The sequence below is a fragment of the Paraoerskovia marina genome (assembly GCF_900105445.1).
Taxonomy (GTDB): domain Bacteria; phylum Actinomycetota; class Actinomycetes; order Actinomycetales; family Cellulomonadaceae; genus Paraoerskovia; species Paraoerskovia marina.
This window is the reverse complement of the sequence record NZ_LT629776.1, coordinates 139,455-153,386: the sequence shown is the minus strand read 5'-3', so window position 1 is coordinate 153,386 and position 13,932 is coordinate 139,455. Positions and strand designations below refer to the sequence as shown.

Below are 13,932 nucleotides of genomic sequence, written 5' to 3'. Positions count from 1 at the left end.
CAGGCCGCTCGGGGTCAGGGCGACTCGAGCTGCTCGGCCAGGTCCATCAGCGACGACGCCGTGATCTCCGGCGGCGTGAACGCGTCGGGCCACGGCGTGCCCCCGGCGCGGTCGATCCACGCCGTGCGCAGCCCGGCGCGTGCCGCCCCGTCGACGTCCCACGGGTGGACCGCCACGAGCATGGCGTCCTCGGCCGCGACGTCGCGCACCGCGAGAGGCTGGGAGTAGGCCTCGCGGGCGGGCTTCCACCAGCTCTGACCCTCGACGCTCAGGACGTCGTCGACCGCGTCCGCGAGGCCCGCGCGGTCCAGCAGGCCGTGGGCGACGGCGGCCGACCCGTTGCTCAGCGTCACCAGCTGGATCCGCAGCGCGCGCAGGGCCTCCAGCCCCGGGCCGACGTCCGGGTGGACGTCCATCTCGCCGAAACCAGCCATGACCGTGTCGACGGCCTCGGCGGGATCCTCCAGGCCAAGAGGTGCGAGCAGGCCGCGGAGGTTCTGCTCGGCCAGCTCGGCGAACGTCGCATGCGTCTCGGCCGTGGCGAGCGCGAAACCGTCGCGCAGGACGGAGGCGAACCACAGCGGGGCGAGGTGTCGCGGGGCGCCGACCTCCTCGAAGCGGTCCGGCATCCTGGAGAGGTCGCTCAGCGTCTCGTTCACGTCGAGCACGATCAAGCGTGGGGCAGACTGCGCCATGAGGGCCTCCGTTCGTCGGGACTCGACCGTAGACCCGGCCCGCCGACCTCGCGCGACCGACGCGGCGGGCGGCCGGCCGAATCAGGACCCGGCGCGGTACACGACGATCGCGACGTCGTCCTTGGCCACCCCCGGGACCAGGGCGGCCAGGAGCGCGTCCGGCAGCGACGCGAGGTCGTGCTGCGGCACGAGCTCGAGCGCGTACCGCTCGAGCCGCGCGAACCCCTCCCGCAGCGACTCACCCCGGCGTTCGACCAGGCCGTCGCTGTAGAGGATGACGGTGTCGCCGGGGGACAGTGCGGCGACGGCCTCTGTGCGCCGGCGGGTGGCGATCGTCAGCGGTGCCCCGCGCGCGTCCTCGAGCCAGCGTGCCGTGCCGTCGGCGCCGACCACGAGGCCCGGAGGGTGGCCGGCTGACGAATACGTCACCGTGCCCGCGTCCGTGTCCACGATCCCGCAGAACACGCTCGTGCACTCGGCGCCGGGGACCGTGCTCGCGAACGCGTCGAGGTCCGTGAGGGTGTGCGCGGGTCCGAGGTCGGCGAGGAACAGGGCGCGCCCGGCGCTGCGGAGCTGGCCCATCAGCACCGCAGCCTCGAGCCCGTGCCCGACGCAGTCGCCGACCACGACGCCGTAGGTCGCGTTGTCGAGCGTGACGACGTCGTACCAGTCGCCCCCGATCGACAGGTGGTGGTCGGCCGGTCGGTAGCGCACGGCCCACCGGGGCGAGTCCGGGGTCCCCGGCGCGATCGCCTCCTGGAGGGCGTCCGAGACGCCCTGGACGGTCGCCACCTCGCGCTGGTGCGTGAGGCCGTGGCTCAACGCGGAGTCGACGGAGTGGGCGATCAGCGCCAGGAACGACCGCTGGGTGTCGTTGAACGGATAGCTCGAGCTCCCGTCGAGCACGATCACGCCCGCCGGGACGGGGGTGGCGGACAGCGGTGCGACCAGGGTGGTGCCGACCCAGCGTGGCAGGGCCACCTCGGCGACCTCGCGGACGGCGTCGGCGACGAGGCCCGTGTAGCGCGGGTGCGCGGCGGGGAACGTCCCGTCGGGCTCGCGCAGGTAGACCTGTGCGCCCTCGAGGTCGCTGCTGGCCGTCAGGACCTCGCTGGTCACGGCCGGGATCGACCGCGTGTCGTCCCCGATGCTGCCGAGCGCCGTCGACAGGGTGCGCAGCGTCCGCAGCCGGCGCCGGTCCACCACGACGTCGGTCGTCTCCCACGCGATGTCGATGATCCCGCTGACCGAGCCGTCTGCGTCGCGCAGCGGGCTGAGCGAGAAGGTGAAGCGCGTCTCCTCGACGAATCCGGACCGGCGGATGCGCAGGGGCAGGTCGACGTCCCAGCTCGCGCGTCCCGTCTTGAGGACGTCGCGGACCCGCGGGCCCATCGTCGGCCAGATGCCGCCCCAGATGTCGGCGAGCCGGGCACCCATCGCCCGGGGGTGCAGGTCACGCCCGAGCATCATCCGGAACGCGTCGTTGTAGATCATCGTGAGCTCGTCGCCCCAGGCCACGAGGACGGGGAACTGCGTGCCGAAGCACATCTGCACCGCGCTGCGCAGGGCGGGCGGCCAGGTCGAGGGATCGCCGATCGGCGTGCGGGCCCAGTCGAGATCGCGCGCGGCCTCGTTCGACTCGCTCTCGGCGATAGCGCGTTCGAACCAGTCTGCCACCTTGGTGAGTCTAGCCGCGGGGCCGAATTCTTCCCGGGCGCGGGTCGTCGCGCACGGGACTCTGGAGTCGTTACCAAACTGGTACGGACCAATATTCTCCGACCTGTTGACCTCAACCGCGGCTTTCCCTAGTGTCCTCATCACTGGTACGGACCACTTTCGCCTCGAAGTTGAGGCGCCACGTCAACGATGGAGTGACATGACTACTCGTTCCTGGCGCAGCGGGCTCGCCCTGCTTGCCGTCACCACGCTCACACTGACCGCCTGCGGTCTCGACTCGGGGGAGTCGGACGACACTGCGGAACCCGCGGAGTCCGCCGCCGCGGAGGAGATCACGGGGAAGATCACGTTCTCGACCCTGCAGCTCAAGCCGACGTTCACGGAGTACATCGACGGAGTCATCGACGACTTCGAGGCCGAGTACCCGGGGACCGAGGTCGAGTGGATCGACATCCCGTTCCAGGGTGCGCAGGAGAAGATCGCCACCGACGCCTCGGCCGGGACCCTCCCCGACGTCATCAACCTCAACCCGAACTTCGCCCAGCCTCTCGAGTCCGAGGGCCTGTTCGTCGACCTCGACACCGCCGTCCCCGAGCTCCGCGAGGACTACGTCGCCGGTGCGTGGGACGCGTTCCAGGTGCCTAGCCAGGAGGGGTCGTTCGGCTTCCCCTGGTACCTCACCTCCGAGGTCACGATGTACAACACGGACGAGTTCGAGGCCGCGGGCCTCGACCCCGAGACACCTCCGGCGACGTTCGACGAGCTCTACGCCTCGGCGACGACGATCAGCGAGACCTCCGACGGCGAGGTGTACGGCATGCACCCCGCGCTCGAGAACCGCTTCATGCTCGACCTCGCGAAGGAGGGCGTGCCCGTCCTCGCCGACGACGGGACGACCTGGACGTTCAACACGCCCGAGGCCGTCGAGCACGTCGAGAAGCTCGCCGAGCTCTACCAGGACGGCGTGTTCCCGCCCGACTCGCTGACCGAGGACCACGCCAAGGAGACCGAGGCGTACCAGGCCGGTCAGGTCGCACTCTTCCCCTCGGGCCCGAACTTCCTCACCATCATCGAGGAGAACGCGCCGGAGATCGCCGAGGCGACGGGCGTCGGCCCGCAGATCACGGGTGCGTCCGACGCGGCCAACATGTCCGTCATGGGCCTGATGGTGCCGACGTCGAGCGAGAACCAGGCGACCGCGCTGAAGTTCGCCGAGTTCATGACCAACGCCGAGAACCAGCTGGCGTTCTCGAAGATCGTGACCATCTTCCCGTCCGTCAAGGACGCCCTGGCCGACCCGTACTTCACGGACGACTCGGACGGAACCGTCGAGTCCAAGGCTCGGCGCGTCTCGGCCGAGCAGCTCGACGGGGCGCAGAACCTGCTGCCCGTGCAGTACGACGACCGGGTCAAGGCGATCGTGGTCGGCAAGGTCCAGCTCGCGATGACCGGTGACCTCTCCGCGCAGGAGGCGCTCGACCAGGCGGTCGAGGAGGCCAACGCGGTCAGCGGCAACTAGTCACACCCCCCGGCGGGGGCGGGCCCCGGCCTGCCCCCGCCCCGACGGACGGACCTCCCGTGAGACTTCCGCAACGCCTTTCGCCGTGGATGTTCCTCGCACCCGCGCTCATCATCGCGGTGCTCTTCCACCTGTGGCCATTCATCAACACCCTCGTCCTGTCGTTCACCGACGCACGTGCGCTCGGGGGCGGGTCGTTCGTCGGCCTCGAGAACTACGGGCGTCTGCTGGAGGACCCGAACTTCTGGCTCGCCACGCGCAACACCGTGCTCTACATGGTGGTCGTCGTGCCGCTCCTGGTGGTCCTCCCGCTCCTGCTCGCGGTGCTGGTGCAGCCGAAGCTCCCCGCGATCGGGTTCTTCCGTTCCGTCTACTACTCGCCGGTCGTCGCCTCGATGGTGGTCGTCGGCCTGATCTGGACGTGGCTGCTCGCCAGCGACGGGATGGTCAACCAGCTCCTGAAGGCGCTGCGCATCGTCCAGGAGCCGCTGCCGTTCCTCACGGACGCCTCGCTCCTGCTGTTCTGCTGCATGCTCGTGACCGTCTGGAAGGGTCTCGGCTACTACATGGTGGTGTACCTGGCCGCCCTGGGGAACGTCTCGAAGGACTGCCACGAGGCCGCCCAGGTCGACGGCGCGGGGCCTGTCCGTCGCTTCTGGTCCGTCACCGTCCCCGGTGTCCGCCCGACGATGTTCCTGGTCGGCCTCCTGGGCGCGATCGCCGCGATGAAGGTCTTCGCCGAGGTCTTCGTCATGAGCTACGGCACCGCCGGCCCCGGCGGACAGGCGCGGACCCTCGTCTACACGATCCGCGAGGTCGGGCTCGGGCTCGGCGGCGAGGTCGGGTACGCCTCCGCGATGAGCCTCGCGCTCTTCGTCCTCACGATCGGGTTCTCGGTCGGATACCTGCGAGCACAGAAGGCGGAGACCCCATGACCACCTCGCTCAGCGCGCCCGCCGCGCACGTCGCCCCCCAGGAGCCGCAGCAGCTCCGGCCCGACCGCGCCCGGCACACCCGCGGCGGGCTCGTCCTGCGGTACACGCTGCTCGCGCTCGTCTTCGCGCTCCTCGTCGGCCCGTTCCTGTGGCAGTTCCTGACCTCGCTCAAGGACAGCTCGGAGTCGATCTACACGCCGAACCCGATCCCGCAGAACCCGACGATGGAGAACTACCGCACCGTCGCGGAGACGATCCCCGTGTTCCGATACATCGGGAACTCGCTGATCGTCGCGACGTCGTCGGCCCTGCTGAACGTGATCTTCGGCTCGATGGCGGGCTACGCCCTCGCCCGGTTGAGGTTCCGCGGCCGCACCGTCGCCGACGTCATGTTCCTGGCGACGATCATCATCCCGTTCGAGGTCATCATGGTCTCCGTCTTCCTCACCATGCGCTCGATCGGACTCGTCGACTCGCTGGCCGGGGTGATCCTGCCGACCGCCGCCACCGGGCTCTCGATCATCCTGATGCGGACCGCGTTCCTCGGGCTGCCGCGGGAGATCGAGGAGGCCGCGATGCTCGACGGCGCGAACTCCTGGCAACGTTTCCGCACCATCGCCCTGCCGTCGGTGAAGGGCTCGATCTCCGTCGTCGCGATCTTCGCGTTCGTCTTCGCGTGGGACGACTTCCTCTGGCCGCTCGTTATCCTGAAGAATCCTGATAATTACACGCTCACGGTCGGCATCCAGTACCTGTCGGGAACGTTCAGCGCCAACCAACGGGTGATCGCGGCCGGCACGATGATCGCGGTCATCCCGTTGCTCGCCCTGTTCTTCTCCCTCCAACGATGGTTCTTCATGGGTGTCGGAGAAGGAGGGGTCAAGGGATGACCACCGACGTTCAGGAACCCAAGTACGCGGCGCTCCGCGCCCAGCTCGAGAGCGACATCCGTGCCGGGCTCGCCCCGCACGACCCGCTGCCCTCGGAGCGTCGGCTCATGTCGACGTACGGGGTCTCGCGGATGACCGTCCGGCAGGCGATCGGACTGCTCGCCGAGGACGGCCTCGTCTACCGGGTGCAGGGGTCGGGCACCTTCGTCGCCGACCCGACGATGATCAGCAAGTCGCTCTCGCTGACGTCCTTCAGCGAGGACATCCGTGCCCGCGGGATGGAGCCGGGCTCGAGCTCGCAGCAGATCGAGCGGGTCGAGGCCGAGGCGGAGGTCGCCCAGGACCTCGGCATCTCGCCAGGAGTCGAGGTGATCCACGTCGAGCGCGTGCGGACCGCCGACGGCTCGCCGATGTGCATCGAGAACGTCTGGCTGCCGGCCGAGCTCGTCCCCGCCGACTTCGGGACGCAGAGCGTCACCTCGATCTACCAGACCTTCGAGGCGCTCGGCATCGAGCCCGACGTCGCCGAGCAGACCATCCGTGCGACCGTCGTCGACGCCGCCCAGGCGGCGCTGCTCGACGTCCCCCCGCACTCGCCTGCCTTCGTCGTGTCCCGCGTGACCTACACCGCGGACGCCCGTGCGATCGAGCGCGGGCGAAGCATCTACCGGGCGGACCGCTACGACTTCCGCCTGTCGGTCCAACGGAGGCGCCGCCCGTGAGCCCCTCAGGCACCACGTACCTCGGGATCGACATCGGGGGTACCAAGACCTGCGTCGCGACGGTGACCGCCGACGGTCGTGTCGTCGAGTCCTGGCAGTCGCCGACCCCCGCCACCCAGGGACCTGACGCGATCCTCGCCCGGGCGGCCGACCTCGTGCGCGCCGCGTGCGGGTCTCGTCCGGTCGAGCGGGTCGGCGTCGGGACGGCCGGGGTCGTCGACCACCTCACCGGTCGCATCCTGTCGGCGACCGACGCACTGCCGGGATGGGCGGGCACGGACGTCGTCGGGGGGCTTTCCGCTCTTCTGGACGACGCCGACGTCGCCGTCGTGAACGACGTGCACGCCTTCGCCCTCGGCGAGGGGCGTGCCGGGGCCGCGCGCTCCGCCCGGAACTATCTCGCCGTGACCGTCGGGACGGGCGTGGGCGGAGCCGTCGTCGTCGACGGGCGGCTCGTCCACGGCGCGCACGACGTCGCCGGCCATCTCGGGCACATGACCGTGCCGGGGGCCGACGGCGTCCCGTGCCCGTGCGGACGGCTCGGACACCTCGAGGCCGTGGCCTCGGGGCCTGGGATCCTCCAGACCTACCGGGCGCTGGGCGGGGTCGCGGACGACGCCCGCGGCGTCGCACGCGCCCTCGTCACCGGTGACCGGCGTGCCGCGGACGCGGTCCGTCGCGCGGGTCGCGCCCTGGGCACCGCCCTGGGCTCGCTCGTCAACGTGCTCGACCCCGAGGTCGTCGTCCTGGGGGGCGGTGCCGCCGCCATCCCGGGCCTGCGCGAGGCGGCCGAGGAGTCCCTGCGCGAGACCGCGATGCCGTCGCTGGCCACCGTGCCGCTGCGCCGTGCCGAGCTCGACGCCTCCGCGGCCGTCGGTGCCGCTCTCCTGGGCGTGCCCGCATGACCCGGATCGCGCTGGTCCCGCTCGACGACCGACCCGTCAGCCGCGCGCTGCCCGGCGAGATCGCGGCGATCGCCGGCATCGCGGTGGCCGTACCGCCCGCGGACGCGACACCGTCGGTCCGGGAGATCCCCGACGCCACGGCCGTCGCGCGCTGGTACGCCGACGTCCGGCCCCGCACCGACGCCTCGGTCCTCTCGCTCGACGCGCTCTCGTTCGGCTCGCTCATCCGCTCCCGTATCGGGTCGCAGACCGTCCGCGAGGCGCTCGAGGCATGGGTACCCCTGGAGCGTCCGGGGCCGCCCGCCTACGCGGCGATCGTCGTGCCCCGGACGCCGGACAGCGACGACGCGATGGAGGAGCCCGAGTACTGGAGCACCGCCGGGCCCTCCTTGCACCGGCTCTCGGGCGCGCTCGCCGAGGGCGTCGACGACCTCGACGGCGCGCGCGAGCGCGTCGCCCCGCAGGTCCCGCGGGGCGTCGCGGCGGACTGGGCCGGTCGACGGCTGCGTCAGCACGCCCTCGCCCTCGCCGCGCTCGACCTGCGCCGCCGCGACCTCCTGACCGGTCTCGTGATCGGCGTGGACGACGCGACCGGGACGTCGCTCTCCGCGCGGGCCCAGGCGGACCTCGACCGTTGGGTCGACGTCGTCGGCCTGCGTGACGACGTGCTCGTGCACCCTGGCGCCGACGAGACCGGCGCGGTTCTCGTCGCGCGGTGCGCGGTAGACGCCCTCGGGGCCCCGGCGCCGCGCGTCGCGATCGACTGTGCCGTCCCGGACGGTCTCGAGCGCACGGCCGCCTACGAGACGGGCCCGGTGCACCTGACCGCACGACGCCAGCTCGAGGCGGCCGGCGCGCGCGTCGTCCCGGACCCCGCCGTCGCCGACGTCGTCGTCGTGGTGCACCCGCCCGGCGACACCGCGTTCCGCGGCGACTGGGCGGTCGCCCCGCCCGCGCGCCTGGACCACGCCGCCGCCTCGGCGACCGCCGGACTCGTCCGACGGCATCTCGCCGACGGCCGACGCGTGGCCCTCGCGGACGTCGCACAGCCGAACGGCGCCGACCCGGCGCTCGCGGCCGCGATCGGGACGGCTGACGACTGGGCCCGCCTCGACGGCTACGCCGCATGGAACACCGCGGGCAACACCCTGGGGACCGTCGCCGCGCAGGTCGTGGTCACGGCCGCGGCGCGCTCGGTCGGTGCGTTCGACGCACGGGCCCACCGTCGGGCGATCACCCGTCGCGTCGTCGAGGACCTCGGCTGGATGAGCGTGGTGCGTGCCCAGGTCCGGGCCGAGCTCGGGTCCGACCCCACCCGGCACGACGCCGTCGATCTCGACGACGCGACACGCGCCCGGTGGGAGGGGCGCCTGACCGCCGCCGTGCAGGCCTGCGGGGGGCTCGACGACGTCGAGATCGTCCCGGGGAGCCTGCACCTGCCGTGGGGCAGGACGTTCGAGATCGACCTCACGACCCGCGACCGACCGGACGGAGACCCGGCATGATCCACACCGCTGACGTGGCGGTCGTCGGCGGCGGGCTGGGTGGCGTCGCCGCCGCGCTCGCCGCCGCCGAGACCGGCGCGACCGTCGTCCTGACGGCAGAAGAACCCGTCGTCGGCGGCCAGGTGACCGCGCAGGCCACGAGCCCGCTCGACGAGCACCCGCTGATCGAGACCACGGGTGCGCCGGGTGCGTACCTGGAGTTCCGACGTCGTGTCCGGGCACGGTACGACGGCCGCGCGAACCCGGGCGGAGGCTGGGTCTCTCGGCTCTGCTTCCCGCCGCAGGTCGGCCGCGAGGTCCTCGAGGGGATGCTCGCGCCGCACGTCGACGCCGGGCGGATCCGGATCCACCTCGGCGCGCGGCCCGTCGCCGTGCGCACCCGGACGGGGGACGACGGCGCGGAGCAGGTCGTCGCCGTCTGCCTCGACGTCGCCGGCGAGGACCTGGAGGTCCGGGCGGACGTGGTGGTCGACGCGACCGAGCTGGGCGACGTGCTCGCCCTCGCCGGGGCCGACGTCGTCGTCGGGTCGGAGGGGCAGGACGCCTTCGGCGAGCCGCACGCCCTGCCCGGGGCGGGTGACCCGCGCGCGGAGCAGTCGGTCACGTGGGTGGCCGGTCTGCGGCTGACGGACACGCCGGCGGAACCCGTGGCGGCGCCGGCGTCGTACGCCGAGCTGGAGGCGCGCGGTGCGTTCGGGCTCGACATCCCCGGGTGGGACGGGACCACGCACCGCTACCGCATGTTCGAGGACGGCCCGACGGGGAACCCGCCGTTCTGGACCTACCGCCGCGTCCACGACGCGTCGGTGCTCGGTGGCGACGACGCGATCGTCCTGAACTGGGCCTCCAACGACTACGCCGGGGCGGGCGTCGTCGCTGACCCCGAGACGGCCGCCCGCGAGGCGCGCGAGCTGACCCTGGCGTTCGTGCACTGGCTGCAGACCGCCGCGCCGCGGGACGGCGGGGGGCACGGCTATCCCGAGCTCGTCCTCGCGCCCGACGTCACGGGGACCGACGACGGTCTGGCGACGGCGCCGTACGTGCGCGAGTCCCGACGGCTCGCCTCGAGCCGCCCGGTGACGGAGAACGACATCGCACCGCGGGACGGCGCCGCGCGCTCGACGCGGTACGAGGACTCGGTCGGCACGGCCTGGTACCACGCCGACCTCCACCCGCGCGTCGGCCACCCGGAGCCCGTCTACGCGCCGACCGCACCCTTCCAGGTGCCCGCACGCGCGCTCGTGCCCGAACCAGGGCGCGGGCCGGTGAACCTCCTGGCGGGCGCCAAGAACCTGGCGGCGACCCAGGTCGCCGCTGCCGCGTACCGGGTCCACCCCGGGGAGTGGTCCGTCGGAGAGGCGGCCGGCGTGATCGCTGCGCACGCGGTGCGGACCGGGACGAGTCCCGGCGCCCTTCTGGGGAGGAGCGCCGGGATTCGTACGGTCCAGTCGACCCTGCTCGACCGGGGGACGGCCCTGGCGTGGGCCGAGGACCTGCCCGTCGACCACCCGGCGTTCCGGGCGGGCCAGCGTGCGATCCTCGGCGGTGCCCTGCGCGGCGACCGGGCGTCGACGCTCGCCGTCCGCCCCGACGAACCCGTCGACGACGAGGAGCGCGCTGCGATCGCGCTCGCGTTCGGGCTCGACGACCTTCCCCTCGGCCGCACGTGGGCCGAGTCCGTCCTCGCTGCCGACGCAGCGGTCCCGACCATGCTTCAGGAGACCCGATGAACCGCCCAGCCCTCGACGAGCGGCGCCTGCGCGTGCTCGACGCGCTCCGGGGCCGCCTCGTCGTCTCCTGCCAGGCACGGGACGGCGAGCCGCTGCACGGCCCGCTGCACATGCGCGCGATGGCGCTCTCGGCGCTGGCCGGCGGCGCGTCCGGCCTGCGGCTCGAGGGGCCGGACGACGTCGCCGCCGTCCGTGCCGTGACCACGGTGCCCGTGATCGGACTGTGGAAGATCGGCAGCGAAGGGGCGTACATCACCCCCACGATGGAGTCCGTACGCGCCGTCGCCTCGGCCGGGGCCGACGTGGTCGCGGTGGACGGGACCGGCCGTGCCCGGCCCGACGGCAGCACCCTCGCGGACGTCGTCCGCGAGATGCACCAGATCGGGGTCCTCGTGATGGCAGACGTCGCCTCGGTCGACCAGGGTGTCGCGGCCCAGGAGGCCGGGGCCGACCTCGTCGGGTCGACGCTCTCCGGGTACGTCGGCGACGACGCACCCCCGGTCGGCCCGGACCTCCCGCTCGTGGGCGCGCTGGCGTCCGCGCTCTCGGTCCCCGTGGTCGCCGAGGGGCGGATCTCCACGCCGGAGCACGCCCGGGAGGCGCTCGCGCTCGGTGCGACGACCGTCGTCGTCGGGGGTGCCATCACCCGCCCTGCTGCCATCACCGAACGGTTCGTCGCCGCGCTCGACGCCCGTCCCGCCACGACCGACACCTCGGAGGTAGCCCGATGACCCCCCGCACCCACGTCGTGACCCACGTGCACTGGGACCGGGAGTGGTACCGACCCTTCGAGGGCTACCGGTCCAGGCTCGTCGAGCTTGCCGAGCGCATCTGCGACGACGTCGGGTCGGGGACGCTCGCGTCGTTCCACCTCGACGGGCAGACCGTGACGCTCGACGACGTCGCCGCCGTCCGACCGGACGTGGCGGACCGGCTCCGCTGCCTGGTCGAGGACGGCCGCGTGACGATCGGTCCGTGGCACGTGCTGGCGGACAACCAGCTGGTCTCGGCGGAGAACCTCGTCCGCAACCTGCTTCTCGCGCGCCGGGCGTGCGGCCGCACGAGCTCGATCGGCTACTCGCCGGACGCGTTCGGCCACCCCGCCGACCTGCCGCGGATCCTCAACGGCTTTGGCATCGACACCGCCCTCGTGTGGCGCGGCGCCCCGCCGGAGCACGCACGGTTCCGATGGACCGGCCCGGACGGCGCCGAGGTCTTCACCGTCAACCAGGCGTACCACCAGGCCGAGGTGCTCTGGGACGCCGAGACCGCGGCGCAGGCGGTGGGCACGTTCGTCGAGAACGAGCGACGCCGACTGCCCGACGGGCCGTGGCTGCTGCTCAACGGCGGGGACCACCTTGCGCCGGTGCCCCCGAGCCGTCGGTCCGACGCGCTCGCGGCCGCCGAGTCGGCGACAGGAACCGCCGTGGTGGAGTCGACCCTGTCCGACTTCTTCAGCGAGGCGCGCCGGGCCGTCGCCGATCTGCCGGTGGTCGACGGGGAGCTGCGGCACCTCGGCGACCGCCTGACGTTCCTGCTGCCGGGCACCCTGTCCGCGCGTGGCTACGTCAAGGCGCTCAACGACCGCGCGCAGGTGCTGCTCGAGCGCTTCGTCGAACCCGCCCTGGTGCGGTCCTCGGAGGCTGCGCACCACGACCTGCTCGCCCACGCGTGGGACCTCCTGGTGAAGAACGCACCGCACGACTCCATCTGCGGCTGCTCCGTGGACGAGGTGCACAGGGAGACGACGGTGCGCGCCGAGCGGGTGCTGGAGATCGGCGACCAGCTGGTGCGGAGGGTCGGGCTGCACGACGGCGCCGACCTCCGTGGCCGAGGAAAGCTCGCGCACGACACCGTGGACGTCCTTGTCACGTCGGGCGACGGCGACGACGCCGACGGGATCGTGGAGGTCGACGTCACGACCGCCCCGGAACGGGTCGTGACCGGCCTGCTGGACCCCGACGGCCGACCGGTCGCCGTCGAGGCCGTCGAGCTCGGTCCCGACCAGTGGTTCGAGGCGGACCTCGACCTGATGCCCGACACGTTGCGCGGTGCCCGCCACCGCCTCGCCTTCGTCGCGCAGGCGGTGCCGGCCCTCGGGTCGGCCGTGTACACCGTCGTCCTCGGCGACCGCGCCACGTGCGCGCCGTCGACGTCGTCGGGGCGGACGGCCACGGTCGGTGGGCGTGTGCTCACCGTCGCGGACGACGCGTCCCTGACGCTGACCGACGCCGACGGGCATACCGTGTCCGGGCTCGGCCTCCTGCGGGACGGCGGCGACCGCGGCGACTCGTACAACTACGACCCGCCGCTCGAAGACCTTGAGGTCGTGCCGCGCGTCATCGACGTCCGGGTCCACGAGTCGGCCGTGCGCACCGTCCTGGAGATCGACGCCGCCCTGGCGACGCCCCAGGGCCTCACGCCGGACCGGGACGCCCGCTCGGCGACCGTCGTCGAGACCCCCCTGCGCGTCCGGATCGAGGCGTGGGCGCACGAGCAGACCCTGCGGTGGACGGTCCGCCTGGACAACCGGGCGGACGACCACCGGCTGCGGTGGCACGTCCCGGTGGCCGGGAGCCCGACGTCCTGGTCCGCGGACACGCACTGGTCGGTCCAGACCCGTCCCTTCACGCCGGTCCTCGGCGAGCTCCCGTCGGAGCCCGGTCTGGAGGCGGCGTGCGGGACCTCGCCCGCGCACACGTTCGCCACAGCAGGGGACGGCCCCGGACGCGTCGCCGTGCTCCTCGACGCGCTGCCCGAGGTCCAAGGGGTCGTCGAGGGTGGGTCCTCGCTCGCGGTGACCCTGCTGCGGTCGGTCGGCTGGCTCTCCCGGTTCGACCTCCGGTCCCGCACGACCGGGGCCGGCCCCGCGTTCGAGGTCGCCGAGGCGCAGAGCCACGGGCCGCGCGAGGTCCGACTCGCCCTCCGCCTGGGCGACGACGCGGCGGTGGACCTCGCCGTCCACGCCGCCCGGCACCACGTCCCGTTCCGCGCCGAGCAGGTGCGGACGGCGGTCGCCTGGCGGCGCACCCCGGAGCGAACGATGCCGCGGGTCGCCGGGGCGCTCGTCTCCGCCTTCAAGCGCGCGGAGTCCGGCGACGGCGCGGTCCTGCGTGTCGCCAACCCGCTCGACGTCGACGCCGACGTGCGGATCGACCTTCCGTCCTGGGTCCGCACGACCCGCGACGTCCGCCTGGACGAGTCGGCGCTCGCCGATCCGGTCCAGGTCGAGGACGGCCGCATCGCGGTCGTCCTGCGTCCCTCCGAGGTCCGCTCCTGGCACCTCGGGCACTGACGCCGCGGCGGACGACGGTGTCCGTCGCGGTCACCTTCCGGGGGAGAGGCCCTCGATGA

At 73.0% G+C, this 13,932-nt stretch carries 11 protein-coding genes; 9 read left to right on the top strand and 2 right to left on the bottom strand.

All coding sequences use genetic code 11. The annotated features are described in order from the left end of the window. Positions 1-14: 14 nt before the first annotated feature. Positions 15-695, bottom strand: coding sequence for a haloacid dehalogenase type II (locus tag BLU20_RS00695; RefSeq protein ID WP_083371194.1), 681 nt, complete (start codon positions 693-695; stop codon positions 15-17). An 81-nt stretch (positions 696-776) separates the two neighbouring features. Further along, on the bottom strand, positions 777-2,372 hold the full coding sequence (locus BLU20_RS00690; RefSeq protein ID WP_157270209.1) for a SpoIIE family protein phosphatase: 1,596 nt from the start codon (positions 2,370-2,372) through the stop codon (positions 777-779). A 199-nt stretch (positions 2,373-2,571) separates the two neighbouring features. Between BLU20_RS00690 and BLU20_RS00685 the strand changes: the two genes are divergently transcribed. The 9 genes from BLU20_RS00685 to BLU20_RS00645 are packed head-to-tail and all read left to right on the top strand — an operon-like array spanning position 2,572 to position 13,873. Beyond that, the gene (locus BLU20_RS00685; protein ID WP_083371192.1) at positions 2,572-3,891 is read left to right on the top strand and encodes an ABC transporter substrate-binding protein; all 1,320 of its coding nucleotides are present in this window, start codon (positions 2,572-2,574) and stop codon (positions 3,889-3,891) included. Positions 3,892-3,950: 59 nt separating this feature from the next. Continuing rightward, complete coding sequence (locus tag BLU20_RS00680; RefSeq protein WP_231959246.1) at positions 3,951-4,826, top strand: carbohydrate ABC transporter permease; 876 nt, start codon at positions 3,951-3,953, stop codon at positions 4,824-4,826. Beyond that, positions 4,823-5,716: a carbohydrate ABC transporter permease gene (locus BLU20_RS00675; protein WP_043109114.1), complete on the top strand. Its 894-nt coding sequence runs from the start codon at positions 4,823-4,825 to the stop codon at positions 5,714-5,716. The genes BLU20_RS00680 and BLU20_RS00675 overlap by 4 nt, the downstream gene beginning before the upstream one ends. Further along, positions 5,713-6,438 carry a GntR family transcriptional regulator gene (locus BLU20_RS00670; protein WP_043109116.1) on the top strand — a complete coding sequence of 242 codons (726 nt, stop codon included), beginning with the start codon at positions 5,713-5,715 and terminating at the stop codon, positions 6,436-6,438. Before BLU20_RS00675 ends, BLU20_RS00670 begins: the two co-directional genes overlap by 4 nt. Beyond that, entirely contained in the window at positions 6,435-7,343 is a 909-nt protein-coding gene (locus tag BLU20_RS00665) for an ROK family protein (protein ID WP_083371191.1), read from the top strand. Before BLU20_RS00670 ends, BLU20_RS00665 begins: the two co-directional genes overlap by 4 nt. Continuing rightward, positions 7,340-8,848, top strand: coding sequence for a DUF4127 family protein (locus BLU20_RS00660; protein WP_083371190.1), 1,509 nt, complete (start codon positions 7,340-7,342; stop codon positions 8,846-8,848). Before BLU20_RS00665 ends, BLU20_RS00660 begins: the two co-directional genes overlap by 4 nt. Continuing rightward, positions 8,845-10,578, top strand: coding sequence for an FAD-dependent oxidoreductase (locus tag BLU20_RS00655; RefSeq protein ID WP_083371189.1), 1,734 nt, complete (start codon positions 8,845-8,847; stop codon positions 10,576-10,578). Before BLU20_RS00660 ends, BLU20_RS00655 begins: the two co-directional genes overlap by 4 nt. Beyond that, positions 10,575-11,309 (top strand): N-acetylmannosamine-6-phosphate 2-epimerase, encoded by a 735-nt coding sequence (locus BLU20_RS00650; protein WP_083372853.1) that lies wholly within the window; start codon positions 10,575-10,577, stop codon positions 11,307-11,309. The genes BLU20_RS00655 and BLU20_RS00650 overlap by 4 nt, the downstream gene beginning before the upstream one ends. Continuing rightward, positions 11,306-13,873 carry a glycoside hydrolase family 38 N-terminal domain-containing protein gene (locus BLU20_RS00645; protein WP_083371188.1) on the top strand — a complete coding sequence of 856 codons (2,568 nt, stop codon included), beginning with the start codon at positions 11,306-11,308 and terminating at the stop codon, positions 13,871-13,873. The genes BLU20_RS00650 and BLU20_RS00645 overlap by 4 nt, the downstream gene beginning before the upstream one ends. Positions 13,874-13,932 lie beyond the last annotated feature (59 nt).

Coding starts and splice junctions, on each gene's coding strand:
- BLU20_RS00685 (WP_083371192.1), top strand. CDS start 2,572: ATGACTACTCGTTCCTGGCGCAGCGGGCTCGCCCTGCTTGCCGTCACC.
- BLU20_RS00695 (WP_083371194.1), bottom strand. CDS start 695: ATGGCGCAGTCTGCCCCACGCTTGATCGTGCTCGACGTGAACGAGACG.
- BLU20_RS00670 (WP_043109116.1), top strand. CDS start 5,713: ATGACCACCGACGTTCAGGAACCCAAGTACGCGGCGCTCCGCGCCCAG.
- BLU20_RS00650 (WP_083372853.1), top strand. CDS start 10,575: ATGAACCGCCCAGCCCTCGACGAGCGGCGCCTGCGCGTGCTCGACGCG.
- BLU20_RS00655 (WP_083371189.1), top strand. CDS start 8,845: ATGATCCACACCGCTGACGTGGCGGTCGTCGGCGGCGGGCTGGGTGGC.
- BLU20_RS00660 (WP_083371190.1), top strand. CDS start 7,340: ATGACCCGGATCGCGCTGGTCCCGCTCGACGACCGACCCGTCAGCCGC.
- BLU20_RS00675 (WP_043109114.1), top strand. CDS start 4,823: ATGACCACCTCGCTCAGCGCGCCCGCCGCGCACGTCGCCCCCCAGGAG.
- BLU20_RS00645 (WP_083371188.1), top strand. CDS start 11,306: ATGACCCCCCGCACCCACGTCGTGACCCACGTGCACTGGGACCGGGAG.